Annotated in this window: 21 protein-coding genes and 2 pseudogenes; 13 read left to right on the top strand and 10 right to left on the bottom strand. The window is 69.5% G+C overall.

Going from position 1 to position 24,048, the window contains the following annotated elements:
- The first annotated feature begins 238 nt into the window (after window positions 1-238).
- Genes ABZ904_RS04185 through ABZ904_RS04175 form a run of 3 tightly spaced genes read left to right on the top strand, consistent with a single transcriptional unit; the run spans window position 239 to window position 1,856 of the window.
- Window positions 239-724, top strand: a complete 486-nt coding sequence (locus ABZ904_RS04185; protein WP_361821021.1) for a hypothetical protein — start codon at window positions 239-241, stop codon at window positions 722-724.
- Between the two features lie 46 nt (window positions 725-770).
- Window positions 771-965: a hypothetical protein gene (locus tag ABZ904_RS04180; RefSeq protein WP_360996602.1), complete on the top strand. Its 195-nt coding sequence runs from the start codon at window positions 771-773 to the stop codon at window positions 963-965.
- Between the two features lie 33 nt (window positions 966-998).
- Window positions 999-1,856, top strand: coding sequence for an MBL fold metallo-hydrolase (locus ABZ904_RS04175; protein WP_361821293.1), 858 nt, complete (start codon window positions 999-1,001; stop codon window positions 1,854-1,856).
- 135 nt (window positions 1,857-1,991) lie between these two features.
- Here ABZ904_RS04175 and ABZ904_RS04170 read toward each other — a convergent pair.
- Window positions 1,992-2,768: pseudogene (locus ABZ904_RS04170) on the bottom strand (alpha/beta hydrolase); the annotation flags it as partial.
- Window positions 2,769-2,956: 188 nt separating this feature from the next.
- Between ABZ904_RS04170 and ABZ904_RS04165 the strand changes: the two are divergent.
- Complete coding sequence (locus ABZ904_RS04165) at window positions 2,957-3,529, top strand: CGNR zinc finger domain-containing protein (RefSeq protein WP_361821018.1); 573 nt, start codon at window positions 2,957-2,959, stop codon at window positions 3,527-3,529.
- Between the two features lie 339 nt (window positions 3,530-3,868).
- Entirely contained in the window at window positions 3,869-5,362 is a 1,494-nt protein-coding gene (locus ABZ904_RS04160) for an MFS transporter (protein ID WP_361821015.1), read from the top strand.
- A gap of 381 nt (window positions 5,363-5,743) precedes the next feature.
- Here ABZ904_RS04160 and ABZ904_RS04155 read toward each other — a convergent pair whose 3' ends face one another.
- Complete coding sequence (locus tag ABZ904_RS04155; RefSeq protein ID WP_361821013.1) at window positions 5,744-5,953, bottom strand: hypothetical protein; 210 nt, start codon at window positions 5,951-5,953, stop codon at window positions 5,744-5,746.
- Window positions 5,954-5,992: 39 nt separating this feature from the next.
- On the opposite strand from ABZ904_RS04155, the gene ABZ904_RS04150 reads away from it, so the two are divergent.
- Window positions 5,993-6,253 (top strand): hypothetical protein, encoded by a 261-nt coding sequence (locus ABZ904_RS04150; RefSeq protein WP_359412291.1) that lies wholly within the window; start codon window positions 5,993-5,995, stop codon window positions 6,251-6,253.
- Window positions 6,254-6,300: 47 nt separating this feature from the next.
- Here ABZ904_RS04150 and ABZ904_RS04145 read toward each other — a convergent pair whose 3' ends face one another.
- Window positions 6,301-6,756: a hypothetical protein gene (locus ABZ904_RS04145; RefSeq protein ID WP_360996590.1), complete on the bottom strand. Its 456-nt coding sequence runs from the start codon at window positions 6,754-6,756 to the stop codon at window positions 6,301-6,303.
- 514 nt (window positions 6,757-7,270) lie between these two features.
- On the bottom strand, window positions 7,271-7,480 hold the full coding sequence (locus ABZ904_RS04140; protein WP_360996793.1) for a hypothetical protein: 210 nt from the start codon (window positions 7,478-7,480) through the stop codon (window positions 7,271-7,273).
- A 53-nt stretch (window positions 7,481-7,533) separates the two neighbouring features.
- Here ABZ904_RS04140 and ABZ904_RS04135 point away from each other — a divergent pair.
- A pseudogene (locus tag ABZ904_RS04135) lies at window positions 7,534-7,821 on the top strand (GNAT family N-acetyltransferase); the annotation flags it as partial.
- Window positions 7,822-8,097: 276 nt separating this feature from the next.
- Complete coding sequence (locus ABZ904_RS04130) at window positions 8,098-8,478, top strand: DUF2750 domain-containing protein (RefSeq protein ID WP_359411753.1); 381 nt, start codon at window positions 8,098-8,100, stop codon at window positions 8,476-8,478.
- Between the two features lie 249 nt (window positions 8,479-8,727).
- On the opposite strand, the gene ABZ904_RS04125 is transcribed toward ABZ904_RS04130, so the two are convergent.
- Window positions 8,728-9,093 (bottom strand): hypothetical protein, encoded by a 366-nt coding sequence (locus tag ABZ904_RS04125; RefSeq protein ID WP_361821010.1) that lies wholly within the window; start codon window positions 9,091-9,093, stop codon window positions 8,728-8,730.
- A 532-nt stretch (window positions 9,094-9,625) separates the two neighbouring features.
- Here ABZ904_RS04125 and ABZ904_RS04120 point away from each other — a divergent pair.
- On the top strand, window positions 9,626-10,180 hold the full coding sequence (locus ABZ904_RS04120) for a resolvase (RefSeq protein WP_360996583.1): 555 nt from the start codon (window positions 9,626-9,628) through the stop codon (window positions 10,178-10,180).
- A 217-nt stretch (window positions 10,181-10,397) separates the two neighbouring features.
- Here the strand turns inward: ABZ904_RS04120 and ABZ904_RS04115 are convergent, their stop codons facing one another.
- Complete coding sequence (locus tag ABZ904_RS04115; RefSeq protein WP_361821006.1) at window positions 10,398-11,282, bottom strand: nitrilase-related carbon-nitrogen hydrolase; 885 nt, start codon at window positions 11,280-11,282, stop codon at window positions 10,398-10,400.
- Window position 11,283: 1 nt separating this feature from the next.
- Window positions 11,284-12,777 carry a cytosine permease gene (locus tag ABZ904_RS04110; protein WP_361821003.1) on the bottom strand — a complete coding sequence of 498 codons (1,494 nt, stop codon included), beginning with the start codon at window positions 12,775-12,777 and terminating at the stop codon, window positions 11,284-11,286.
- Between the two features lie 114 nt (window positions 12,778-12,891).
- Here ABZ904_RS04110 and ABZ904_RS04105 point away from each other — a divergent pair, with 114 nt between their 5' ends.
- Window positions 12,892-14,424, top strand: coding sequence for a PucR family transcriptional regulator ligand-binding domain-containing protein (locus tag ABZ904_RS04105; protein WP_359411820.1), 1,533 nt, complete (start codon window positions 12,892-12,894; stop codon window positions 14,422-14,424).
- Between the two features lie 22 nt (window positions 14,425-14,446).
- Window positions 14,447-14,686: a hypothetical protein gene (locus ABZ904_RS04100; RefSeq protein ID WP_359411822.1), complete on the top strand. Its 240-nt coding sequence runs from the start codon at window positions 14,447-14,449 to the stop codon at window positions 14,684-14,686.
- 230 nt (window positions 14,687-14,916) lie between these two features.
- Here the strand turns inward: ABZ904_RS04100 and ABZ904_RS04095 are convergent, their stop codons facing one another.
- From ABZ904_RS04095 to ABZ904_RS04085, 3 genes are all read right to left on the bottom strand, one after another.
- On the bottom strand, window positions 14,917-15,342 hold the full coding sequence (locus ABZ904_RS04095; protein WP_360996571.1) for a hypothetical protein: 426 nt from the start codon (window positions 15,340-15,342) through the stop codon (window positions 14,917-14,919).
- A 623-nt stretch (window positions 15,343-15,965) separates the two neighbouring features.
- A complete protein-coding gene (ppdK, locus tag ABZ904_RS04090; RefSeq protein ID WP_361820999.1) occupies window positions 15,966-18,707 on the bottom strand; it encodes a pyruvate, phosphate dikinase in 2,742 nt (913 codons plus the stop codon).
- A 429-nt stretch (window positions 18,708-19,136) separates the two neighbouring features.
- Window positions 19,137-20,357: an ROK family protein gene (locus ABZ904_RS04085; protein ID WP_360996565.1), complete on the bottom strand. Its 1,221-nt coding sequence runs from the start codon at window positions 20,355-20,357 to the stop codon at window positions 19,137-19,139.
- 177 nt (window positions 20,358-20,534) lie between these two features.
- On the opposite strand from ABZ904_RS04085, the gene ABZ904_RS04080 reads away from it, so the two are divergent.
- On the top strand, window positions 20,535-22,004 hold the full coding sequence (locus ABZ904_RS04080) for a hypothetical protein (RefSeq protein WP_361821290.1): 1,470 nt from the start codon (window positions 20,535-20,537) through the stop codon (window positions 22,002-22,004).
- Between the two features lie 18 nt (window positions 22,005-22,022).
- On the top strand, window positions 22,023-23,957 hold the full coding sequence (locus tag ABZ904_RS04075) for a glycogen debranching N-terminal domain-containing protein (RefSeq protein WP_361820996.1): 1,935 nt from the start codon (window positions 22,023-22,025) through the stop codon (window positions 23,955-23,957).
- The last annotated feature ends 91 nt before the right edge of the window (window positions 23,958-24,048 follow it).

Below are 24,048 nucleotides of genomic sequence, written 5' to 3'. Positions count from 1 at the left end.
CGCGGGCGTCAGAAACAGTGCGGAGAGACCGCCCAGCCATGACCGAATCGTAGTGACGACACTACTGATGGTTCGGATGGCGAGTATGGCGAGTATGGCGAGTAAAAAGTCTGCGAGCGGTCGATTTGAGCCTTTTCCGTAAGAGGTAAACGCTCTACGCTTATTTCTATACGAGGGAGGGACGCCGGCCTGTCGCGTCCGCGGTGGCCGGCTCGTGCATCCAGAAAGAGGTTCAGCAATGGCGCCATCGTCCACCCGGCCCGAGCTCGACGAGACGTACACCGAGATCACCGACTGGTTCTTCGAGACCTACCTGCCGCGGTGGGTCACGGCCGTGGAGACTTCACACGATCCCTCCTTCATCGGCGACTACTGGGCAGCCCCGCTCTGGGTCGGAGACGACAGCGGGCTCGTCACCCTCGCCCCCACGGCGGAGGACGTCACCGCATGGTTCAAGGTCACCTTCGACCGCCTGAGGACCGCGGGCTACACGCACACCGCGGTGCTCGACCGCCGTGTGGTGGTGTTCAACAAGGACGGTGGCGCCATTGACGTCATCTGGTCGCGTCGCCGCGCTGACGATTCGGAGATCGAGCGCCCGGCTGTGCACTTCGTCATCGCCCGCGGCCGCGACGGGCTGCGTATCGTGACGATCGAGGCCACCCTCACCGACTCCGACACGCTCGACGAGGTGTGGCCGATCCGCCGGGGCGGGGACCTGTGACCTCCGCCGGCCTCGCGCAGCGGTTCGCCCCGTCGGGCCTCCGCTCATGATCGTCGCCACAGGCGACACGAGGACGCAGACAGACATCGCGCTCGCCGCATATGAGCGCGCCGGCGAGCCCAAGAAGCTCATCGCCCACGAGGGCGGGCACTTCGGCGCGTACGTCGCCCCCTTCGACGAGACCGGTGGCAGGGCCACGGACTGGTTCATCCAGCATCCCAAGCCCGCCGCGACCAGCTGACGAGCACCAGGCACACAAGGAAAGTCACGCACCATGGCATCTGACCTTCGTTTCCAGGTCCACGTCGCCGACCCGACCCCCGAACACGGCACGCCCCCGGTGCCGCACGGCCACCCGGCGGTCGCATCCCCCATGTCATCGACGCTCATCACCGGTGAACGCGACGCCGTCCTCGTCGACACCCCATGGACACACGAACACATTCGCGTGATCGGCGACTGGATCGCCTCGTTCGACAGAAACCTGACCGCGATCTACCTCACCCACGGCCACGGCGACCACTGGTTCGGCGTTCCCGCACTGCTCGACCGGTTCCCGGGAGCAAGGGTGTACTCAACCACCGGAACCGCCAGGTACATCAGGAAGCAGCACGAGACCCGCGGCGAGCAGTGGGACGCCCGGTTCCCGGGGCAGGTCTGCGAAGGGGAGATCCACCCGGAGATCATCCCGGCGGAAGGCATCGAGCTGGAGGGCAACGTTCTGAAGGCGGTCGAACTCGGCCACACCGACACCGACGACACAACCGGTCTGTGGGTACCGTCCATCCGCCTCTTCGTCGCTGGCGACTCGGTCTACAACCACTGTCACCAATACCTCGACGAATCCGGCGACGGGGGACTTCAGGCGTGGTACCGGGCGCTGGACACGATCGAGGCGCTGGATCCGACGTACGCGGTGGCCGGCCACAAGGACAAGGCACAGCCTGACGACGCGGGCGCCGTCCAGCGGACGCGGACCTACCTCGACACGTTCCAACGACTCGCCGCAGAGGACACCCGCACGCCCGAGGAGTTCTTCGACGAGATGATGCGGCTGTTCCCCGGGTACGCCAACCCGATGGCCTTGTGGCGCAGCGTCGTCGCAGTCATCGGCCGGCCCACCGCCGGGTGAAGACCTCTCGCGGCGCCGGGCTCGACGATCCGGTGGGCGGCGTGGCTCACGCCGACGCCCACGGGGGCGGCTCGGCCAGGGCTGGACATCATCTGGGTCAGTTCTCCTGCCACCAGGCGGGGCGGCCTTGGCGTACTCCTCCGCCGCTTCCTCCCAGACGAAGTGTCCCCCCTCGATGATCTCGAGCTTGCTGTGGGGCAGGCGCTCGTGCAGGTACTCGGCGTTGACCACCGGCACCACCGGGTCCTTGCTGCCGTTGATGATCTGGACCGGCGTCTCGACGGTGGCCAGCAGGTCGCCCAGGACCGGCAGTTCGGCGGGATACGCGCGAACGTAGGACATCTGGTCGACGAAACGCTGTCCCACGCAGGACGCGAGGTAGTCCTCGCGCACCTCCTCCGGCAGCTCGTAGCCCTCGATCTTGTCGACCGCGACCGTCACGATGGTCTTGGGGTTCATGGCCCGGTACGGCGCCAGGTCCTCGGCGTGCACCCACTCGCGCAAGGGACTGCCCAGTTGCAGCGGGACCGCCGCCCCGCCGGTGCCCACGACCGCGCTGCGGAATCGGTCCGGGTGCCGGGCCACGGCGAACAGCACCGCGCTGGTGCCGATGTCCGGGCCCACGACGTGGGGCTTCGCCAGCCCGAAGGTGTCGGCGAGCCGCACGATGAACTCGCTCATCGCCTTGGGCGAGAGCAGGTCCTCCCGCAGCTCGGAGTGCCCGAACCCCGGCAGGTCCACCGCGATCAGGTGAGCGTGCTCGGCCAACCGCGACCAGGTCGCGTCGAAGGCGTACAGGCTCTCCGGCCACGGGCTCAGCAGCAGCGCGTCGCAGTCACGGGGTTCGTCGCTCTCGGCGTACCGGATGGACAACCCGTCGATCGTCCGGAATCGGGGCTTGATCTCACTCATGTTCTTCTCCTCTGACAGACACCGCGAGCCGAGTGACCCTCGTTCGCGAGGCGGCCGCCAGTCGACGAGATCGACAGGGACAACGGCGGGGTGTAACGACCTATCGAATTAGTCACTTACCTCCCACCACGGCTCCCCGTCGACATGTAAGCTCCTTTCACGAAAAGACCCTGTGGTACGGTGCCGGCGTGAGCAGAGAAGGACAGGACACCGCGCGGTCGATCCCCGCCACCGCCGCGGCCATCGTGGAGCTGCTCAACTCGCGAGCCCACGGCATCACCCCGGCCCTTCCGGACACGCTCGAGAGTCCGCAGACGGCGGGCAAGATCCTGCGCCCCTTCGGTCAGCCCGAGGGGCAGCAGCCGGCACCGAGCCTCATCGCCGAGGTCCGTGACCTGCGTGCGGCCCTCGTTGACATCGTCACGGCATCGGAACCCGAGGAAACGGCAGCCGGCTGGGCACAGATCACGCGGTGGTCGTCTTCGATCACATTGAGGCAGGTCTTCGCGGCGCCGGGAGAGGTGGGGCTGCAGCAGATCGGCGGCGATCCCGTGATCGGCGGTATCACCATCGCGGTGGCGGAACTCGTCGCCGACGGCACCTGGCGGCGCATCCGCGCCTGCGCCAACGAGACCTGCGCCCACGCCTTCTACGACACCACTCGCAGCCGCACTCAGCGTTGGCACTCGTACGAGGTCTGCGGCAACAGGAACAACGTGGCCGCCTATCGAGCCAGGCACAAGGCCCGGTCCACGCGCTGACGTGCGCCCCGGCTCGACGAGGCAGCGGTGATCGGTACCGGGCCCGCCCGGTACCGATCACCGCTGCCTTCAAAGACGCGCCGCCCGTTCCCGTGCGCCCGCCCGGGCGGCGGCACGCGTTCTTCCGCCAGACGCCCTTCCGCCTCGGCAGCCCACCCAGCGCGGCGGCGAGCCCTTCCTGCCACGCGACGTCGAAGTGCGACCAGACCACAGCCATGAAGTAATGGCCTAAACTGAATGGCGATTACATGTAGTGGGTGTGACCCGTGCCTACCTGGTCCCCGATCTCCTCGGCTCTGGTCTCGTTCAAGAAGCAATCGACTGATGGGAAGAGCAGGCATGGCCGCGCACACATCGGATACCACCTGGCGTGGCCGAGCACTGGTACCCGTGCTCGTCTACGTGGGCACAGTGGTGGCGGTGATCAGCAGCCTCGGTGCGCCGCTGATTCCCACCATCGCCGGAGCCGACCATGTGCCACTCTCCGAAGCCCAGTGGTCCCTGACCGTCACTCTGCTGGTCGGGGCGGTCGCCACCCCGACGATGGGGCGACTGGGCGACGGTCCGCTACGGCGTCCGACGATCCTGGGTGCCCTGTCGTTCGTGCTGGTGGGAAGCGCGCTGGCGGCCCTTCCGTTCGGCTTCGTCTGGCTGGTCGTGGGCCGGGCGTTCCAGGGCGTCGGGCTCGGCCTGATCCCGCTGACCATCGCGACCGCCCGGGACAACCTGCCGGCGGAGCGATCCCGCTCGGTCATCGCGCTGCTCTCGATCACCACCGTGACCGGCGTCGGCCTGGGGTATCCGTTGACCGGTCTGATCACCCAGGTCTTCGGGTTCCATGCCAGTTTCTGGTTCGGTGCGGCGGTCAGCGGCATCGCTCTCATCTCCGCGGTGGTCGTCCTGCCGCACACCCGGCACCTGGCGCCGCGCCGTCTCGACGCGTTGGGCGCGATCCTGTTCGGTGCGGTCCTCGGCGGACTTCTGCTCGCGCTGAGCGAGGGCGAATCCTGGGGTTGGACGTCGCCGACACTGATCAGCGTGTGCGCCGCGTCGCTGGCGTGCCTGGCGGTCTGGATCGTGTACGAGCTGCGGACCGGTCAGCCGCTGGTCGACCTGCGCCAGCTCCGCAACCGTGTCGTACTGACCGCCGACCTGATGGGGCTCGTCGCGGGCATGGGTATGTACCTGCTCTTGTCCCTGGTCACGCGGCTGGCCCAGACGCCCGCCGGCCCGGCTCACGGCTTCGGGGTGTCGGCTGTCGTCGCCGGATTGATCCTGCTGCCCTTCTCGGCCGGCAGCCTGTCGGCGAGCAGGGCCGTCCCACTGGTGGCACAGCGCTTGTCCTGGCGGTTGACGCTGCCGCTGTCCTGCGGCGTCATCCTCCTGTCCATGCTGTGGTTCGGGCTGAACCGGTCCGGCCTCTGGGAGCTGTTCGTCGTGATGGGCGTGGCGGGCCTCGGTGTCGGCTGCGTCTTCGCCTTGGTGCCCGGGTTGGTCGTCAACTCGGTGCCGGCCAGGGAGGTCGGGAGCGCCATCGGCTTCAACCAGGTGCTCCGCTACGTCGGGTTCGCCACGGGAAGCGCGTTGAGCGCCGCGGTACTCGAGTCCCACACCAGGGTCGGAGCCGTCCTGCCGGACCCCGTCGGCTACAGGTTCGCGGCCGTGCTGGGATGCGCGATCTGCGCGGCGGGCGCAGTGACCGCGATCGTGCTACCGGGGCGACGCCACTCCCAACCGGACGTCCTCGTGGACGGCGGGGAAGCGCCGACCGTGGGCATGCCGGTGCGGAAAGGGCTGGAGCCCGCCGATCGCAGCATGGAAACCACAGGCTGACCTGAAGCCGGAGCGATCGAAGGCGAGGCCGTCAGCACGCCTGCGGCCAGGGGGCCGAGCTCCACGGCTACGCTCCCCAGGCAACCGGCCCCGCCCGTCCCGCTGGTCTCCACAGAAGGTGGCGCTGGACCACCGCCCGTCAACGCGAGCTTGCGTCTTCCTCCGCAAGCCGTTCCTGATCAGGACTGAGGCGTTGAAGTGCCGCAGATCGTGAAGCGTCGCGTCTCGATCTGACGCATCGTCTGAACTCCTGAGCCTGCGAGGAGTTGGTCCGCCGTTCCGGCGGTCGCACCAGGAGTGGTGGACGCATCACGGCCCGTACGGACGTTCAGGGACGTCTGAGCTGTCGTCAAAACGTCCCTCAGGCACCCGCGCAGCCGATCACGTCGCCGTCGGGGAGCACATCGGGTAACCGCCTGATGCCTGGGTGAGAGGTGCGACGGGCACGGTGGCACCGAGCGCGGAGCTCTGCAGCGCCGTGATGCGCTCGATGACGAGTCCCAGCAGCACGGCCGCCGCGATCATGAGCGCCTCCGCCAGCACGAGGAAGGCCATCGACCCCGGGGCCACCCAGCCCGCCACCACAAGCACCAGCGCGTGCGTGATCCAGGCAGCCCACAGCTGCCATCCGTGCGCCGACTTGCTTCCGGCCTGGGGCTGGCCAACAACACCGTGGTGCGGGCCTACCGCGAACTGGAGGTCGCAGGTCTCGTCAGGAGCCGCAGAGGCTCCGGTACGCAGGTCATCGCCCCAGCGCCCGAGACCGACCTCAAGGCGAAGCTCCAGGAATACGCCGACAGTTACGCGGCTGCTGCAAAGCAGCTCAATGCCACCGACGAAGAAGCCCTCGCGGCGATCCGTCACGCCTTGGCAAGCATCGACGCAGTCTGATCAGGGCAGCACACATCTTTCGAGTCGGGCCCTCATGCGATCAGTGGTCAGGAGGTCATCTTCCCGGTAGTCGCAGTGGTGGGTGTCGCCCAGATAACGACGGACCCGGCACCGTGGCCCGCAGCCACCTTCACGATGCCGGGGTCGATCCACATCACGGTTCTCATCGGCAGGTCGAACGAGGTGAGCCTGAAGCCGGCGCGCTCGGCGGCGTCCGCGAGCACGTCGTCCGGCACAGGGTCGACCACGACGGCACGCATGTAGGAGCCGAAGTCAGGCTCGTCGGGCAGCCAGCAGTACTTCGCGAGGTGCTGTTCGATCCTGTCGGCGAGGGCGGTGCGGAACGCGTCGATCTGTTCGCGGGTGCGCTGCCGCCTGCCGTGGGCCGTTGTGACGTTCGCCAAGGCCGTACGTAGCGGCGCGCCGACATCATGGTGCGAGGGCGTGGCGAGCTGCTCGGCCCACCAGGCGGCGGCAGCCGCAGCTTCGGGGCGAGGGGTCATCGGCCCCATCCCCTCGCGGCTGCCGCGAGGATGGTGAGGGTGCGCGGGCGGTTCGGTGAGGGTCATAGTGATCCCTAGGTCGAGACCGGCGCGGGGGGCGGGGTGCCAGTGTGCAGGCCCGTGAAGGTCTTGTGAAGTATGTGGCCTTTCGTTACCGCGGGTAGGTCAACTCGACCAGGCGGGCGGCCGGACGGCCGCCACTCCCCCATCACTTCCGCTCGAAACGCTCCAGCGGGTCAACGGCAACAAACGCCAACAAACGCCATTTTCCTGGTCAGCGACTTAGCTTGACAGCCTCCGCAGACAATGCAGGGACGGGCGGCACCCTCGCACAGGGTGCAAGACCAACCCCCTGCACAAAGTGGTGAACAACGGCCAGTGGGTATCGACGGGGCATCGGAGCCGCAGGCCACCGGTCGTCGAGCGTGACTGGCAGCAGCCCCGCCCACCTGCGAATTTCGAGCGGGAGAGGAGAAGGGCCAGCCTGTGCGGGCCCAGGCCGCCCCGTTGCCTGTCAGTGCAGTCCGCTGTAGGCGGCCATGATGATCTCCATGCCGCGGTTGTCCTCCTGCTGGTCCCGGCCGATCATCTGGTTCATGACATAGGCCACCGTCATGCGTGAGCCGGGATCGCTCGCGACCAGCGAGCCGCCCCAGCCACCCCAACCGAAGGTGTTGCCGAACTTACCGAAACCCACCGTCCAGCACATCGGGGTGCCCAGCACGCGGTCCTCGCCGCGGAACACTTCCTGCCACGCGGGTTCGCAACCCTGGGGGAGGCGACTTCATCGGCTATTGCGGGTTGATCATTGGCCGATCCACGGCAGAGGAGCCTGAAATCGCGTATGAGTTGTTCCAGCGCGCGCATGGGCATGGCTACGCCACCGAGGCGGCTGGCGCGGTGCTCGATGCCGCTATAGCGACCGGGCGGAAACGGCTCTGGGCGACCGTTGGCACATGGAACACACCGTCGTTCCGTGTCCTTGAGAAGCTCGGCTTCGAGCGGCATCACGTTGCTACGGACGACCGTGGTGAGCATGTATGGCTCACACGCTCGTTGCTGTGACGCGGGGTAGCGCTCCAGTCCCTCGTGGCCAGCCGAGCAGACCTCAGCGGCCTTCGTGCCCATAGTTCGCATCGAGGGCCGCACCGCGGCACCCCCTCGGGCCGTCTCTGGGCCGTTCGGTGATGACCAACGTTGACAGACAACACCGACCAGTACCGGCGTCAGCGCAGGTGGAAAAGGGTGGGATGATGCGGGGGGTCAGGTGGCAGACTGGCCGCATCACTTCCAGAAGTACTGATCACGCGCCTTCTCGTGCACTTGCTACTCTCTGGAGCCGTGAGCCAGAGCGGTGCCCAAGCAGCTGCATTCTTCCGGGACGTCGCGCGCGAGCGGACGGTTTGGTTCGTACGCGACGATGCCGGCAGCCCTGCCCCGATGGACTCCAGCGGACGGCGATCAGCTCCGTTCTGGTCCACAGCCTCACGCGCGAAACGAGCAGCCGAGCTCTGGGGTGGAAACCTTCGCGTCGAGTCAATGACGTTGGACCACTGGCGCAATGCCGAGCTTCCTGACCTGGCCGACGACCAGTTGCTCGTCGGGATCAACTGGTCGGGCCCGCGGTTGGTCGGATGGAGCTTCACCGTCCCCGAGGTGATCAATCGCCTTACCCACGCGCTCGGCGAATCTTCCCCCGGGCTAGCACCGGCCTCCGGTTAGGCGAGCGACCCGTGCGTGCCGCATCCGTGCCTCGGCCTGAGGCAGTGCTGCGATCTTCTGACTGAAGACGGCAATGCCTAGGGGCAGCCGTCTCAGTTTCCGTCTCATTCAGCCCCGCTCACGGCCGTTCAGACGAGACTTCGTGCCCGGCCCGACACGGGACCAGGCCGCCCATGAACGCAGCTGAACGGACCTGTCCGCAGCCCAGCGAAGCACCAACAGACTTGGAAAGCGTGTTGGGCGTGCGAGTCACCAGGCGTCAGTTCGCGCCGGGCCCGGTTGGGTGTGCCGGACGCCGGTGCACGCCACCAGCGTGCTGCCGTCCTCGTCGAGAAACAGCATGAAGATCCAAGATCCGTCGGCAGTCCTGATCTGGCCCAGTCGAACCGGTCGGCCGTATAGGTCGAGGCCTTGCACGGCCCGCTCCAGGCCGGAAGTCTCGATGCCCTTCCGGCGGGTGAGACGGAGTCGGCGCCCGTAGATCTTCGCGAGCGACTCGGCTGACGTCGTTCCGTCCCAGACAACGTGTGAAGCGCCGGCGCGGAGAGCAGCCAGTGCGGCCAACGACGTCTCGTCGCCACCGTCCAGCAGCCGTTCGAGCTGTACCCGCTCCATGGCCTCACCCCCGGCCAGGATCCTGCTGTACAGCAACAAAGTGCAGCAACCCCAGCAACCGGCAGCACCCAACACCGGCCGCCATGACCCTCTCCACAGCCTGTATGACCTCCGATGACCGATCTCTACAGAGCTACGGATCAGAAGGTGCCCGTGCCCCACCCGTGCCCGATAGGGCGGGGAACCACGGGGAATCACGGTGCCGAGCGGGCACCGCGCAGCGCAACGGCCCCTGGAATTCGCCTCGCCTGGTCAGGGGCCGTTCACCTGCGCGGTGGGTGTGGGATTTGAACCCACGGTGACTCGCGCCACGACGGTTTTCAAGAGCGTCGCGATGTTATGGCCAATCCCTACCCTGACCTGCGTCGATATCCTGCCCCGTCCGATTCGCCAGCCTGTTGGCCCACACATGGCCCACAGGCTGCCCAGATAGGTGCGTAGGCCGCCGGGTAACCGTCAGTGCGCGCCCCTCGCCGGTCGGCGAGATACTCGCCATCCGCGGACCGGCGAGCTGCTGTCCACCGTGAAGTTCATGGTGCAGACCCTCGCCGCTGCCGGCGAACTCCAGCGCGACCTCCAGCGCGAGCTGACCTACGACGGACTGCGAGCCGCCGAGGCCAAGGGCAACAAGGGCGGACGCCGCCCCGCCGTCCCGGCCGACAAGACCGACGCCGTGCGCACGGAGTACCTGGAGGGGCGGTCCATCGCCGCCCTCGCCCGCGAACACGACGTCAGCCGCGGCGCCATCCGCACGGCCGTCGCCGACCTGATGCCCGACCACACCGCCATCGAGCAAGAGGACGTCCCGGCCCCGGAGCTGCCGGTCACCCTCGACATGCCCGGCAAGGTCGCCGACTTCCTCCGTACCAGCGAGCTGGAGCCCGCCGAGCGCGCTGTGCTCGACCAGGGGGTGACCGTACGGCGCGGCCAGGGCTACACCCTGCGCGTCAGCGCAGCCCCCGCGATCCACCGCCAGCTTCTCGCCCGCTGCCAGCCCCTCGACGGCACCCAAGGTGTCCCGGTCGTCCCGGCTCAGCGCAAGGCCCGCCGCGAGTACGAGAACCGCGTCGGCGCCCTCATCGAGTGATCACCACCGTTTGCGGCTGGTGACAGCGTTCTTACTGGCACCCCAAGAGGTCGACCTCCGCGAACGGCTCCAGGCTCAGCCCCACCCGAACGCCGAGCTGCAGTAGACCCCCCGCGACCTGCATCAAGCCCGTGATCACCGGCTTAGCGTTAACCGCTGTACCGCAGTCGCTGTACCGCTGTGCCCCAAGGCCGGATCGGGCCGATGGGCTGGTCGCTCATCGTGCCTCCTCCTTCGCAGAATCCTTCACAGAACCGATGATGCTTCGGTAGAACTCGGGGCGGCGGTCGGCAAGGACGTCGTTGTGCTCGCCGAGGCGCTTGTCGCGGGCCGTCGCCAACGCGCAGTCGGCGAGCAGCAGCTCGTCGCCCGTCTCGGTGGCAGGCCCCGCCACCGGGTAGCCGTCGAGGTCGACGACGACGGAACCGCCGGTCCACGGGACGTCCCGCTCGGCAAGGCTGGCGCTGCGGTCGCAGACGGCAACGAACATCCGATTGATCGCCGCGTTGGCCTGCACCCGGATCACCTCCCCCGGGCGCTCGCCCGCGGGGCGCGGAAAGAGCGGCCAGTTGACCGGCACGCAGAGCAGGTCCGCGCCGCCCAGCGCGAGGGTGCGCACCCACTCCGGGAACTCCTGGTCGTAGCAGACCAGCAGGCCGATCCGGCCGACCGAGGTGTCGATGACGGGCGGCAGTTCGGCACCGGGGACGAAGAACTGATGCTCGTCGCCGAAGAGATGGGCCTTGCGGTAGACGGCTCGCAGGCCCTGTGGGTCGACGAGGACGGCCGAGTTACGGATCAGGCCGTCCTCGTCGCGTTCGCAGAGCCCGCCGACGACGATCAGCCGGTGGCGCCGGGCCAGCGCGATCCAGCCGGTGACGGTTGGGCCGTCCAGGGGTTCCGCGAGCGACGACGCCTCCGCCGCGTCGCGGAAGACGTAGCCGCTGTTGGAGAGTTCGGGCAGGACCACGACCTTGGCCCCGGCCTCGGCTGCGTGCTCGATCGCCTCGCGCGCGGCGGCGCGGTTGGCCACCGGGTCGCCGACGCGCAGGGTGAGCTGCGCGCAGGCGATCCGGGTGGTGCCGTCGTTGAGGAAGGCCATCTCAGACCGCCAGCGGGGTGCCGTTGTGGGCCTCGGGGCCCTCCGCGTCCTCGCCCTCCAACGCGCGGTCGCTGGCGGCGATCGCGGCCTCCTCGGCGCTGAGGTCCAGGCCACGGGTGAGCACGTAGTACAGGACGCCGGCGACGAGCAGGCCGACCGCGAAGGAGATGTCCGCGCCGCCAAGCGCCTTGGCGACCGGGCCGGTCCAGAACGAGGTGGCGAAGAACGGGATCATCGCGACGAAGCCCACGGTGTAGGCGGTCAGGCCCTGCCAGGACCAGCGGCCGTAGATGCCGCGCGGGTCGAAGATCGCGGTGATCGCGTAGTGGCCGCGGCGGACGAAGTAGAAGTCCACCAGGTTGACGGCGGTCCACGGGATCAGGAAGTAGAGCATCAACAGCACGAAGTTGTTGAAGTTCGCCAGGTAGTCGGCGGGCAGCGCCAGCGCGACGGCGAAGACGACCAGCTCGATGACGACAATGCCCGCGACCCGGGCCTTGACCGTCGGCCTGACCTTGCGGAAGGCGTCCACGGCGCTGGTGGAGGTCAGCATCGCGCCGTAGGCGTTGACTGCCATGATCGAGATCAGCGCCAGCGAGGAGACGACCACGGCGAAGGTGCCGAAGCCGGGCAGGATGTCGTTGCCGACCTGCCGCAGGCCCGCGATCGCGTCCGGGTTCGGCAGCGCGGAGGCCAGCAGCGAGCCCAGCGACATCAGCCAGACGGCCGAACCGGCAGCGCCGAGATAGGTCCACCAGATGACCTTCTTGGCCGGGACGTCCTTGGGCAGGTAGCGCGAGTAGTCGGAGACGTAGATGGCGTAGCTGATCTGATAGCCCGCGGCGGCGGAGAAGACCACCAGGAAGGCCGTGAAGGTGCTACCACCGGAGGTGGTGCCGGCGTGCGGTTGCAGGTGCGCGATCGCGCCGACGGTGAGGACGCCGAAAACGACGATCAGCAGGTAGGTCAGCCAGCGCTGGACGACGTGCAGCAGGTCGTGGCCGACCACGGCCAGCACGATGGCCAGGCCGATCAGCAGCGCGTACCAGAGCGTCGTCCCGCCGGGCAGGACGGTCTGCAGGCCCTGGGTGGCCAGCACGACGTTGAAGACGTTGAAGCCGACGTAGACGAAGACCACGGCCGCGAACGGGACGATCGCGCCGCGGATGCCGAACTGGGCCCGCGACTGGATCATCTGCGGCAGACCCATCCGCGGGCCCTGGTTGGCGTGGAAGGCCATGAAGAAGGTACCGAAACAGGCGCCCAGCACCACGGCCAGGACGGACCAGCCGAGGCTGAGCCCGAGCGCGGGGCCGATGAAGCCGGTGACCATGGTGGTCAGCACGAAGTTGCCGGTAAACCAGAACGGACCCTGGTGCCACACCTTGCCGCGCCGCTCGCGGGCGGGCACGTAGTCGATGGAGCGGGTCTCGATGAGGCCCGATCCGCCGGAGCCGTCTGCGTTCGGCCGGTGCTGAGATCTGTGCTGGTCCATGGGGCCTTCCTGGGTGGCGCGGAGGCGGGGCGGTAGCAGGAACTTACGTTCCGGCCACACTCGCGACGATGGCCCCCAAGTCGATTCTTAGCCGCGTCGATGGACACTATGTCCATGCCTCTTCATCTTGCCGACCTGGTGGCGCGACCCGAGCTTCACCTCTCCGTGGTCGCCGCGCCGGATCGGCTGGACCGACCGGTGGAGGCGGCCCATGCCTCCGAACTACTCCGTCCGGGGCAGTGGCTGCAAGGGGGAGAGCTGCTGATGACGATCGGGCTGCTGCTGCCGATGACGGAGGAGGCATGCCGGGCCTACGTGCAGGACTGCGCGGCGGCCGGGGCCGGCGCGCTCGTCCTCGGCCTCGGCCGCGAGCTGCCGTACCAGGAGGCCCCGGCGCCGCTGATCGCCGCGGCGGAGGCAGCGGGGCTGCCGCTGCTGACCGTCCCGGACGAGGTGCCGTTCATCGCGGTCACCAAGGCCGTCTTCGCCGCCAAGGCGGCGGAGCAGCACCGGGCCCTGGAGCGGGTCTTCGACGCGCAGCGGCGACTGACGGCGGCCGCCGCGTCCGGACGCGGCCTGACGGCAACGCTGGAGGCCTGGGTGGACGCGACCGGCATCGCCGCCGCCGTCACCGACCTGCTCGGCCGCCCGATCGCGGCGGCAGGGCTGGACGACCTCGACCCGTTCGGCCCGGCGGGGCTGCCGCCGGCCGTCACGGAGCTGGTCCACAAGGTCGCCGGGCGCGGGCTGCGCGGCAGCGCCAGCAGCGCGTCGGGCAGCCTCGGCAGTGTCGAGGTCCAACCGCTGGGCGCGAACCGGCTGCGCGGACTGCTGGTGCTGGTCGGGACGCTCGCGCCAAACGACCGGATGCCCGCGTCGGGTCTGGTGTCGCTGCTCTCGCTGGAGCTGGAACGCCGCCACCTGGCCGACGAGCCGGAGCGGCGGCGCCGCTCGGCACTGTTGGGGCGGCTGCTGACGGAAGGCGTCTCCGCCGAGCATGCGCACGACGTGCTCGCGGTGGCCGGGCTGGCCAGCGACACGGTCCGCACCGTCGCGGTCGACCCTTCCGGCACGTCCGCCGAGATGGCGGCGGAGGTGGCCGCCGACCTGGCCCTCGCCGTCCCCGGCGGCCTGGTCCGCGTCCACGACGGGCTCGTCGAAGCCGTCGTCGGCGACAACCTGGACCTGATCGAGATTCTCTCCCGCTTCGCGTCCGGCGCCCCGGCGGGCATCGGCCCGGCCGTCCCCCCGGAGGCCGCCACTGGCTCGTTGCGCCAGGCGCGCGCCCTCGTCGCGGTCAGCCGCGCCCTCGGCCACCCCGCGCAAACGCGCGAGGCGCACTCGGCGCGCCTGCTCCTCGAATTCGGCGACCGCCGTGCGCTGCGCGGCTATGCCGACGCCGTCCTCGGCCCCCTCGACTCCGCCGACCCGACCGGCGACCTCGTCCGCACCCTCGCCACCTGGCTCGACACCGGCGGCTCCTGGGACGAGACCTCCCGCCGCCTCGCTGTCCACCGCCACACCGCCCGCAACCGCATCGACAAGGCCATGCGCCTCACCGGCCGCAACCTCGACGACGGCGACGACCGCTTCGACCTGTGGCTGGCCACCCGCATCCGGCAGGAGATGAAGGCGCCGGGGACGTGAAAGGTGCCGTTGCAGTCCCGGAGTGACCGGTGCCGCGGGCATGACGCTGATCGGCGCGTCCAACCTCGCCGGACACGGTTCCACCGCCCAATTGCTCGGGTTCACCGCCGTCGCCGCGCTGGTCGACCACCTCGGCGTCTACGGCCTTGGTACTGGTGGGCTCGCGTATTCAACTGTCGCCAGTTCTTGGCCTGGGCTGGGGGTGGGCGACGCTCCGTGGCCGAAAAGGTCTACTTCCTCGGAAGACGCCTCGACGGCGTGAGCGCTGCTGTTCAGGATCATGCGCACGCATCGCGTGTCGGTCACCGGCTGGGTGAGGCATCGGGGGGCGGCCGCGATGACGCTGTCCACCGCCAGGGCTTCGCGCACCTCGGAGGTCCGAGCGAGGATCGACAGTTCGGTCTCCGAGGCGCCAAAGGCGACGTTGCATTGGTAACAGGCCCCGAACTCCTATCTCTGACACCAGGCGCAAAGTAGGTACGTCTCCGCTGGTCAGCGGTTCGGCCGACTGCGGGGTAAGAACGCTGTCACCAGCCGCAAGGGGCAAGTGTCGGAAAACGAGGGCGAGCTCAAGTGCTCGGCGAACGGCGCGATTTTGATGTCTCCGAACTCTCGCCCGGGCAATGCCTCCAGCCACTCGTCCAGCAACCGTTGAGCGGCGGCCACGACCGGTGCCTTCTCGGGTCCATCTGGGACAGTTCCAGTGGCCTCAATCGTTGAGTCAATGTGACGACCGGCCTTATCGAACTCGTGAAGGATCGCGTACCAACGCCGCACGACACGGCCAGCGTCCCAGTCCTCCCGCCCTTCGAAGACTCCGGATACGTGCGCGAAGAACTGGCCCCGCTCCCAACGGCCGATCGTGGAAGTGCGGTGGTGAGGCTCCCACCGAATGGGTATCAGGTCCGGCACGCTCATGGCCGAACCATACGCGTCGGCCACGACATCGCGACCTTGGAGCCGCCCGGCTACTCGCTCGTAGATGAGATTGACCCCCGTGGAGCTGGGCGGCCTGACCTTCCGGGCCGTCTCTGGGCCGTCCGAAGGCAGACGATGACGACCAACGCTGACAACCGTTGACCACTCGATCGCAGGTCACAGCGTTGGTCGTCTAGACCGCACCAGGTCAGCGGGGCACTGCGTCACTTCTTCGACGTCTGACCAGGAACGCCCCTCGGTCGGTTCGTGCTCGGTGAAGCAGAGGGTTGGAGGTGATCGGAGAGGTGGATGAGCTGGTCAGCCCACAGAAGGATCCTGGGGCGGCCTGATGGAGCCCACCGACCGCCGCCGGCGGCGGCTACTACGTCGGCAGACGTTAGCCGCATCTGGAGGGCACAACGAGGGCACAACGGCTTCGGACCGGCCCAACGGCAACCAACGCCCACAAACGCCATTTTCCCTGGTCAGCGACTTAACTTGACAGTCTCCGCAGATGATGCGCGAAGGGGCGGCGCCCCCGCACAGGGTGCCGCCCCTTCCGGTGCGCCGGGATCGTCGTCGTATCGGTGAGGGTCAGGGCCCGACGACGATCCCGGGGTCCCTCAGCGGTGGTCGCTGTCCTCCGCCTGCGACGCCGCCCGGCCCGCCTCCAGACGCGCCACCGGGATCCGGAACGGTGAGCAGGAGACGTAGTCGAGTCCGACCTCGTGGAAGAAGTGGACCGACTCGGGGTCGCCGCCGTGCTCGCCGCAGACGCCGAGCTTGAGACCGGGGCGGGTGGCGCGGCCGGCCTCGGCGGCCGCCTTCACCAGGGAGCCGACGCCGTCCCTGTCGATCGTCTCGAAGGGGCTGACGCCGAAGATGCCCTTCTCCAGGTAGGCCGTGAAGAACGACGCCTCCACGTCGTCCCGGCTGAAACCCCACACGGTCTGGGTCAGGTCGTTCGTGCCGAAGGAGAAGAACTCGGCGGCCTCCGCGATCTGACCGGCGGTCAGCGCGGCGCGCGGCAGCTCGATCATCGTGCCGATCGCCAGCTTCAGCTGCGTCCCCGAGGCAGCCTCGACCTCGGCGATGACCCGGTCGGCCTCCTCGCGCACGATCTCCAGCTCCTGGACGGTGCCGACGAGCGGGATCATGACCTCCGCTCGCGGGTCGCCCTTGGCGGCCTTGCGCTCGGCGGCCGCCTCCGCGATGGCCCGCACCTGCATCGTGAACAGGCCCGGGATGACCAGGCCGAGGCGTACGCCCCGCAGGCCCAGCATCGGGTTCTGCTCGTGCAGGCGGTGCACGGCCTGGAGCAGGCGCAGCTCGTTCTCGTGCGGCTCCTGACGGGACTCCGCCAGCGCCACACGCACCGACAGCTCGGTGATGTCGGGCAGGAACTCGTGCAGCGGCGGGTCCAGCAGGCGAATCGTCACCGGGAGGCCGTCCATCGCCTCGAAGAGCTCGACGAAGTCCTGCTTCTGGAGCGGCAGCAGCTCCTTGAGGGACTCCTCGCGCTCGGTCTCCGTGTCCGCCAGGATCAGGCGCTCGACCAGCTCACGCCGGTCGCCGAGGAACATGTGCTCCGTACGGCACAGGCCGATGCCCTGCGCGCCGAAGCGCCGCGCCCGCAGCGCGTCCTCGGCGTTGTCCGCGTTGGCGCGGACGCGCAGGCGGCGCTTGCGGTCGGCGAACGCCATGATCCGGTGCACGGCCTCGACGAGCTCGTCGGCGTCGTCGGCGCCCGCGTGCATCCTGCCCTCGAAGTACTCCACCACCGGGGAGGGGACCACCGGGACCTCACCGAGGTACACCTTGCCGCTCGACCCGTCGATCGAGATGAGGTCGCCCTCCTCGACCACGTGCCCGCCCGGCACGACCATCCGCCGGCGCTTGGTGTCGACCTCCAGCTCCTCCGCGCCGCACACGCAGGTCTTGCCCATGCCGCGCGCGACCACGGCCGCGTGGGAGGTCTTGCCGCCGCGCGAGGTGAGAATGCCCTCGGCCGCGATCATGCCGTCCAGGTCGTCCGGGTTCGTCTCGCGGCGGACCAGGATGACCTTCTCGCCCGAGCGGGACCACTTCACCGCGGTGTACGAGTCGAAGACCGCCTTGCCGACCGCAGCGCCCGGCGAGGCCGCGATGCCCCGGCCGACCTGCTCGACCTTCGCCTGCTCGTCGAAGCGCGGGAACATCAGCTGCGCGAGCTGCGCGCCCGTCACCCGCTGCAGCGCCTCCGCCTCGTCGATCAGGCCCTGGTCCACCAGCTGCGTCGCGATCCGGAAGGCCGCGCCCGCGGTGCGCTTGCCGACACGGGTCTGCAGCATCCACAGCTGGCCGCGCTCGATGGTGAACTCGATGTCGCAGAGATCCTTGTAGTGGTTCTCCAGCGTCTCCATGATCTGCATCAGCTGGTCGTACGACTTCTTGTCGATCTGCTCCAGCTCGGCGAGCGGCACCGTGTTGCGGATGCCCGCCACCACGTCCTCGCCCTGCGCGTTCTGCAGGTAGTCGCCGTACACGCCCTGGTGGCCGGAGGCGGGGTCACGGGTGAACGCCACGCCGGTGCCCGAGTCGGGGCCCAGGTTGCCGAAGACCATCGAGCAGACGTTCACAGCCGTGCCGAGGTCGTGCGGGATGCGCTCCTGGCGGCGGTAGAGCTTGGCCCGGTCGCCGTTCCAGGAGTCGAAGACCGCCTTGATGGCGAGGTCCATCTGCTCGCGCGGGTCCTGCGGGAAGTCGCGCCCGGCCTCGGCCTTGACGATCTTCTTGAACTTGGTGACCAGCTTCTTCAGGTCCGCGGCCTCCAGGTCGGTGTCGACCGTGACCTTCTTGGCCGCCTTGGCCGCCTCGAGCGCGTCCTCGAAGAGTTCGCCGTCGACGCCGAGGACGGTCTTGCCGAACATCTGGATGAGGCGGCGGTAGGAGTCCCACGCGAAGCGCTCGTCGCCGGCCTGCTTCGCCAGGCCCTGCACCGACTTGTCGGAGAGGCCGATGTTGAGGACGGTGTCCATCATCCCCGGCATCGAGAACTTCGCACCGGAGCGGACCGAGACGAGCAGCGGGTTGTCGGCCTGGCCGAGCTTCTTGCCCATCCGCTCCTCGAGCGCGGTGAGGTGTGCACTCACCTCGTCACGCAGTGCCGCGGGCTCCTCGCCGCTGTCGAGGTAGACCTTGCAGGCCTCGGTGGTGATGGTGAAGCCCGGAGGGACGGGAAGGCCCAGGTTGGTCATCTCGGCGAGGTTGGCACCCTTGCCACCAAGGAGGTCCTTGAGGTCCTTGTTGCCTTCGGTGAAGTCGTAAACGAACTTCACGCCCTCGGCGCCGTTCTCGGCTACGTGGTGATCTTTGTTTTCCGACACGGTCTCGACTCCTCGAGGACGCGGTGGCTGCCCTGACGGCGAGGAACATACCCAGATCGAAGGCGTCTGGGTACGTCCACTTGTGCGTCACAAGCCTGTAACCACTCGTCCGCCACCAGATCGAAATTCAAGGCTTGGCAACCGCCCATCGGGTGCTGTTTTCACTTCTTGAACGCATCAACGCCCTTAGACACGTCCAAACGCTCAAATGAGCAGCTGTCGGCACTTCTGATTTCGATCGATGAACGATCAAGTGGTGGCACTGAGTGCCACCACTTGGAGAAGTGCAGCCGTCCTGGAACCGCTCATCTGAGCGCAACCCCTATCAGGGGTGGCGAGAATCACGCTATGCGAGACGGCCGGCTTTCACCATGCGGACGGGCATCCCGGACAGAAACACGCCTGTCACAGGCCAGGCCGTCACCCCCGTCACACCCCGAGCGCGAGCAGCCGCTCCTCCACCCGTTCCGGGGCGTAGAGGTGCTCCACGACCAGCGCACCGGCCCCGATCAGCCCCGCCCGCTCCCCGAGCTGCGAGGTCACCACTTCCAGGTGCGCCGTGGAGCGGGGCAGCGCCCGTTGGTACAGCAGTTCCCGGACACCGGTGAGGAAGGGTGTTCCGGCCAAATCGCCGGCGATCATCAGGACCCCGGGGTTCAGCAGGGTCACCACGGTCGCCAGGACCTCCCCGACCAGCCGCCCCGCCTGCCGTGCCAGCGCGGCGGCCTCCGGGTGCCCGGCGGCCAGCAGATCCCGTACGTCCGAGCCCGAGGCGGCCGGCACTCCGGCCTCCGCGAGCCGGCGGGCGACGGCACCGCCGCTCGCGACGGCCGCCAGACAGCCGTACGAACCACACCGGCACAGCGCATCGGCACCGTCGGGAACGCGGATGTGGCCGATGTCCCCGGCGCCGCCGTCGATGCCGCGGTAGATCCGGCCGTCGACGACCACACCCGCGCCGATGCCGGTGGAGACCTTCACCAGCACGAACGCCGAACAGTCCGGGTGGCCGGTGCGCTGCTCGCCGTACGCCATCAGGTTCGCGTCGTTGTCGACCAGCACGGGCAGGTCGGCCGTACCGCCCGTGCGCTCCGCGAAGGCGCGGCCCAGCCCGCCTCTTATGTCGTAGCCGTCCCAGCCCGGCATGATCGGCGGTTGGACGACCCGTCCGGTGTCGCGGTCGACCGGCCCGGGGACGGCCAGCCCGATCCCGCACACCTCGTGCGCCCCGTGGCCCGTCTTCCGCAGCAGTTCGGCGAACCGGCCGCCGAGTTCGCCGAGCACCGCGTCGGGGCCGTCCTCGATGAGCAGGGCCCCGGAGTGCTCGGCGAGCACTTCGCCGGTCAGGGAGAGCACGGCGGCGCGCGCGTGCCGGGTGTCGAGGTCGGCGGTGAGCACCACCGCGTGGGCGTCGTCGAACTCCAGGGTGATCGAAGGGCGGCCTCCCAGCGGGGAGTCGACCGGTCCGCCCGCCCCCTCGCGCAGCCAGCCGGCCCGGAAGAGGCGGTCCAGGCGCTGCCCGACCGTGGCCCGGGACAGGCCCGTGACCTGCTGCAGGGCACCCCGTGTCGTGGCGCGGCCGCTGCGCACCAGCGCGAGCAGATCCCCGGCTCCGGCCCGACCGCCCGGCTTTCCGGCCCTCCCGCTCATGCGAACCCCCTTGCGTTCACTGACCCTGCATTACATGCTGAGTTTTGCGTGTCAAATAGGCGTAACCCTACGGTAGCCACTGCCGAACTCGTCGGCCGGACGTCTTTCGGGGAGACCTGAGTGGACCGAAGTACCCAACTCACCCGCCGTACGGAACCCACGGGTCCTGTGCGCCCCTTGGGGCCGCCGCCGGCGTCCTCTCCGGGTGAGACCGTCCGTTCGGGTCCCCATGTATACGATCCGGCGGGGCCTGCCGGGTCGCTGCACGTCAGGGCGGCGCAGGTGCTGGAGGACAACTGGGCGGGGACCTCCACGGTGCCCTCGCGCCGTCTGTACCCGCACCAGTGGTCCTGGGACTCGGCGTTCATCGCGATCGGCCTGCGGCACATCTCGCCGCTGAGGGCACAGACGGAACTCGAGACGCTGCTCGACGCCCAGTGGGCGGACGGGCGCATCCCGCACATCGTCTTCAACCCCTCCGTGCCGCTCGACGCGTACTTCCCGAGCCCCGACTTCTGGCGCTCATCGACCGCGGGGCGCGCTGCGGGCGCCCCGCGCACCGTACAGACCTCGGGCATCGTGCAGCCACCGGTGCACGCGCTGGCCGCCTGGCTGGTGCACCGGTCGGACCCTGGGCTGTCCCGGGCACGCGGCTTCCTGGCCCGGGTCCACCCGCGCCTGGCCGCCTGGCACCGCTATCTGCTGCACCGCCGCGACCTGGGCGGCGGCGGGCTCGCCTCGGTGGTCCACCCCTGGGAGCAGGGCATGGACAACAGTCCCGCCTGGGACGCCCCGCTGTCCCGTGTCACCCCGGCCCCGGCCCGCTCCTTCCGCCGCGCCGACCTCGATCACGGGGCGCCCGAGGACCGGCCCACGGACCTGGACTACGGACGGTATGTGCGGCTGGCGGCGGACTACCGGGACGGCGGGTACCGCGACGGAGCGGCCGCGAGGTACCGAGACGGGACGGAAGGGAGGTCCTCGGCCGGAGGCGGCGCGTTCGCGGTCGAGGACCCCGCGTTCAACGCGCTGCTGATCGCGTCGGAGCACGCGCTCGCCCGTATCGCCCGGGAGCTCGGCGCCACGGGCACGGCGCGGCACGCCCGTGCGGAGCGCCTGACGGCGGCCCTGGTCGACCGCCTGTGGGACCCGGCGGAGGGGCTGTTCCTGTGCCGGGACGTGTGCGACGGCTCGCTCATCCCCGAACGCAGTGTCTCCGGGCTGATACCGCTGCTGGCGCCCACACTGCCCCGCGACATCGTCGCCGCGCTCGTCCGTACGCTGCGCGGGCCGCACTTCGGGCTCGGCGGCGCGACCCGGCTGGTGCCGAGTTACGACCTGCTCGGCGAGGCCTTCGACCCCCACCGGTACTGGCGTGGGCCCGCCTGGTTCAACACCGGCTGGCTGGTGGAGCGCGGCCTCAGGGCGCACGGGGACGGCGCGAGCGCCGACGGGCTGCGCGAGGCCCTGCTGACCACGGCGGACGCCACGGACTTCGCGGAGTACGTCGACCCGTACACCGGCGAGGCGTGCGGCGCGCTCGGCTTCAGCTGGACCGCCGCGCTCACGCTCGACCTGCTGCACGAACGCCCCGGACACGGCGTGTCCCCCGCGGGCATCGGCACGTTCGACAGAAGTGAGAAGTGACCAGGGAGGGGACCGGGGATGACGGAGCGGCATCATCTGCTCGTGCGGGGCGGGACGTTCGCCGCCGTGGGCGACGGCGGGGACATCAGCGGGGTGCGGGGCGGCGGTTCCCCGGCCGGGTTGTTCGTACGGGACGCACGGCACCTGAGCCGGTGGCAGCTCACCGTCGACGGTGCGGTGCCCGAGACACTCACGCCGGTCGCCGGCGGGGACACCGCCCGCTGTGTCCTCGTGCCGCGCGGCGGCCGCCAGGAGCCGCCCGCGCACACCGTCTTCCGTGAACAGGCCGTCGCCGACGGCGCGTTGGTGGAGTCGCTGCGCGTCACCAGCAACCGTCCGGTGCCGACGACCGTCCGCGTCGCGGTCACCGCGGACGCCGACTTCACCGACCAGTTCGAACTGCGCTCCGACCACCGTACGTACGCCAAGTCCGGTGCCGTCCGTTCCCGTCAGGTCCTCGACGACGGCGTGGAGTTCAGCTACCAGCGCGGCGAGTGGCGGTCCCGTACGACCGTGACGGCCGAACCCCCGCCGGACGGTGTGGAGGAGACGGGCACGGGCGCCCGCCGCCTGGTGTGGACGCTGGACCTCGAGCCGCACGGCTCGGCGGAGCTGGCGCTGCGGGTCGCCGCCCGGCCGCACGGGGCGGTGCAGGACCCGGTGCCGCCTTCCCCCACCGCCGTCAACAGGCAACTCCTCGCACTCGAGGGCGAGTTCATGGAGGGCGTGGCCTTCCCCACCGGCTGGCCCGAGCTGGCCACGGCCTGCACTCGGGGCCTGTCGGACCTCGCCGCGCTCCAGGTGCCCGCGACCGGCCCCGACGGCGAGGAGCTGCGCGTCCCCGCGGCCGGCGCCCCCTGGTTCCTCACCCTGCTGGGCCGCGACGCGCTCCTCAGCTCGCTGTTCGCCCTGCCCTACCGCCCCGGGCTGGCCGCGGCCACGCTGCCCGCTCTCGCCGCGACGCAGGCCACCGAGGTGGGCACGCGTTCGGTGGCCCAGCCGGGGAAGATCGTGCACGAGGTGCGGCACGGGGAGCTGGCGCACTTCGGGCAGGTGCCCTACGGGCGGTACTACGGCTCGGTCGACGCGACGCCGCTCTTCCTGGTCCTGCTCGGGGCCTACGTCGAGCAGACCCGAGACATGGCGCTGGCCCGCCGGCTGGAACCCAACGCCCGCGCGGCGATCGGCTGGATGCTGGACCACGGCGGGCTCACCTCGCGCGGCTATCTCGTCTACCGCGCCGACCAGGGCGGCCTCGCCAACCAGAACTGGAAGGACTCCCCCGGCGCGATCTGCTGGGCCGACGGCAGCCGTCCGGTGGGTCCGGTGATGGCGGCGGGTGCGCAGGGGTACGCCTACGACGCACTGCGCCGCACCGCGCACCTGGCCCGCACGGTGTGGGACGACGAGGTGTACGCGGCGCTGCTGGAGCAGGCGGCCGGGGATCTGCGCGACCGCTTCCAGCGGGACTTCTGGATGGACGACCGCGCCTTCCCCGCGCTGGCCCTGGACGGCGAGGGGCGCCAGGTGGACGCGCTCGCGTCGGACGCGGGCCATCTGCTGTGGTCAGGCCTGCTCGACAAGGAGTACGGAGAACTGGTCGGCCGACGGCTGCTGGAGCCCGACTTCTTCTCCGGCTGGGGGGTACGCACACTGGCCGCGAACCAGTCCGCGTACCACCCGATGTCGTACCACCGTGGCTCGGTCTGGCCGCACGACAACGCGCTGATCACGCTGGGGCTCGCCCGCTACGGGCTGCACGACGAGGCCCGTACCGTCGCGCACGCGCTGGTCGAGGCGGCGACGGCCACGGGCCACCGACTGCCGGAGGTACTCGCCGGGTACGGCCGCGACACGCATCCGGAGCCGGTGCCGTATCCGCACGCCTGCGTCCGTGAATCGCGCTCGGCGGCGGCACCGCTCGCGCTGCTCACCGCGGTCGGCGGCGCCTAGAAGACTGCTGAAGATCTTGTCGTGGGCTGTCCGGCCGTAGGTCGGACAGCCCTTCTTGCTTATGCGGTGGCCGGGGTGAGGTGCCAGCTGC

Source organism: Streptomyces sp. NPDC046900 (assembly GCF_040644975.1).
In the GTDB taxonomy this organism is placed as follows: domain Bacteria; phylum Actinomycetota; class Actinomycetes; order Streptomycetales; family Streptomycetaceae; genus Streptomyces.
This window is presented reverse-complemented; position numbering and strand designations above follow the sequence as displayed.

Bases quoted from the DNA above. Each gene is read 5' to 3' on its own strand.
- ABZ904_RS04125 (WP_361821010.1), bottom strand. From the start codon at position 9,093: ATGGAGCGGGTACAGCTCGAACGGCTGCTGGACGGTGGCGACGAGACG.
- ABZ904_RS04105 (WP_359411820.1), top strand. From the start codon at position 12,892: ATGCCTCTTCATCTTGCCGACCTGGTGGCGCGACCCGAGCTTCACCTC.
- ABZ904_RS04110 (WP_361821003.1), bottom strand. From the start codon at position 12,777: ATGGACCAGCACAGATCTCAGCACCGGCCGAACGCAGACGGCTCCGGC.
- ABZ904_RS04160 (WP_361821015.1), top strand. From the start codon at position 3,869: ATGGCCGCGCACACATCGGATACCACCTGGCGTGGCCGAGCACTGGTA.
- ABZ904_RS04115 (WP_361821006.1), bottom strand. From the start codon at position 11,282: ATGGCCTTCCTCAACGACGGCACCACCCGGATCGCCTGCGCGCAGCTC.
- ABZ904_RS04180 (WP_360996602.1), top strand. From the start codon at position 771: ATGATCGTCGCCACAGGCGACACGAGGACGCAGACAGACATCGCGCTC.
- ABZ904_RS04145 (WP_360996590.1), bottom strand. From the start codon at position 6,756: ATGACCCCTCGCCCCGAAGCTGCGGCTGCCGCCGCCTGGTGGGCCGAG.
- ABZ904_RS04095 (WP_360996571.1), bottom strand. From the start codon at position 15,342: ATGAGCGTGCCGGACCTGATACCCATTCGGTGGGAGCCTCACCACCGC.
- ABZ904_RS04120 (WP_360996583.1), top strand. From the start codon at position 9,626: ATGGTGCAGACCCTCGCCGCTGCCGGCGAACTCCAGCGCGACCTCCAG.
- ABZ904_RS04075 (WP_361820996.1), top strand. From the start codon at position 22,023: ATGACGGAGCGGCATCATCTGCTCGTGCGGGGCGGGACGTTCGCCGCC.
- ABZ904_RS04175 (WP_361821293.1), top strand. From the start codon at position 999: ATGGCATCTGACCTTCGTTTCCAGGTCCACGTCGCCGACCCGACCCCC.
- ABZ904_RS04185 (WP_361821021.1), top strand. From the start codon at position 239: ATGGCGCCATCGTCCACCCGGCCCGAGCTCGACGAGACGTACACCGAG.
- ABZ904_RS04085 (WP_360996565.1), bottom strand. From the start codon at position 20,357: ATGAGCGGGAGGGCCGGAAAGCCGGGCGGTCGGGCCGGAGCCGGGGAT.